3 protein-coding genes are annotated in these 1,217 nt (G+C 65.4%); all 3 read right to left on the reverse strand.

Going from position 1 to position 1,217, the window contains the following annotated elements; translation table 11 throughout:
- Positions 1-454, reverse strand: a 454-nt coding sequence (locus ACFPOB_RS26475; RefSeq protein WP_465248457.1) for an IS66 family transposase, incomplete at its 3' end; no start/stop codon positions are given.
- A 45-nt stretch (positions 455-499) separates the two neighbouring features.
- On the reverse strand, positions 500-847 hold the full coding sequence (gene tnpB / locus ACFPOB_RS26480) for an IS66 family insertion sequence element accessory protein TnpB (protein ID WP_066719869.1): 348 nt from the start codon (positions 845-847) through the stop codon (positions 500-502).
- Positions 844-1,215: an IS66-like element accessory protein TnpA gene (gene tnpA / locus ACFPOB_RS26485; protein ID WP_377801293.1), complete on the reverse strand. Its 372-nt coding sequence runs from the start codon at positions 1,213-1,215 to the stop codon at positions 844-846. The genes tnpB and tnpA overlap by 4 nt, the downstream gene beginning before the upstream one ends.
- Between the last annotated feature and the right edge of the window lie 2 nt (positions 1,216-1,217).

Genomic DNA, 1,217 nt, shown 5'->3' on the forward strand with positions numbered 1-1,217 from the left:
TCTGCGTCACGTCCTCGCCCAGCTTCGACAGCCGCGATCCCCCGCAGCACGCGCAGGCAGAGGGTGGATCGATGATGATCCGCTCGCGCTCGATGTCCTCCGGCCAGGGCTTGCGCACCGGCCGCTTGCGCGTGAAGGCGCGCACCGTCCCGCTCTTCGTCGCCGCGGCGGCGGCGGCAAGCTCGTCCTCGCTCGCCGCGGTCACGAGTTCGTCGAGCTGAAGTTCCATCTGCTCGATCAGCCGCGCCGTGCGTTCGGAACGCTGGCCGTATTTCTCGCGCTTCAGCTTCTCGATCATCAGCTGCAGATGCGCGATCAACGCCTCGGTGTCCGAGAGTTTTGCCTGCGCGCTGGCGGCCACGGCTTCGGCCTGCAACCGCGCCTCGCGTTCGGACCGTAGCGCCGCAAGGGCACTCGCGAGATCGCAAGGAAGATCGTCCGGCTTCATCATCACGAAGCCAGTGAATCAGATTTTTCCTGCGATTTCAAAAGCTAAATGCTAGCCGACCCGCATCGGACGCCAGGTTTCCCGGGGTGCGCGCCAGTCGATTCCCGACAAAAGATAGCCAAGCTGCGCCGTCGAGATCGTCACTGCCCCATCCGCCGGGCTCGGCCACAAAAACCGCCCCCGCTCCAGCCGTTTTGTGAACAGGCAGGCCCCTTGGCCGTCATGCCAGATCACCTTCAAAAGATCGCCGCGGCGCCCTCGGAAACAGAACAGATGCCCGCTCAGCGGATCACGGCGAAGCACTTCCTGAACCTGCAGCGACAGGCCCGGAAAGCCCCGGCGCATGTCGGTGTAGCCCGTCGCCAGCCAGACCCGCACCCCAGGCGGAACCGGGATCATCGTAGCGTCTCCAGGCCGCGGACAATCCGAAGCAGCGCATCGACATCAACGCGTCCGTCGACGACGATACGCCGCCCGTTCGACGTCACGATCTCGATCCGGCTGCCATCCACCGGCGGCGGGCTCGTCGTCGCCGTCACCTCCGGCACGATCACAGCCGGAATGAAGCCAGCGCTCGAAGCGGGACCAAGCCGCCCGGCACGTGCGGCATCGCGCCAATCGTTCAACTGAGAGCGCGTGATCGCGTACTTGCGCGCCGTTGCCGAGCCCAGTCGCCGACCCGAATAGCTCTCCTCAACGATCCGCAGCTTCGCTTCATCGCTAAAGCGCCGCCGACCGCCCCGTTCAACGATCTCAAGCCGACTGATCG

The sequence above is a fragment of the Allobosea eneae genome (assembly GCF_042657265.1).
GTDB classification, from domain to species: Bacteria; Pseudomonadota; Alphaproteobacteria; order Rhizobiales; family Beijerinckiaceae; genus Allobosea; species Allobosea eneae.

Excerpts from the sequence above, each read along its gene's own strand:
- tnpB (WP_066719869.1), bottom strand. The coding sequence starts at position 847 with ATGATCCCGGTTCCGCCTGGGGTGCGGGTCTGGCTGGCGACGGGCTAC.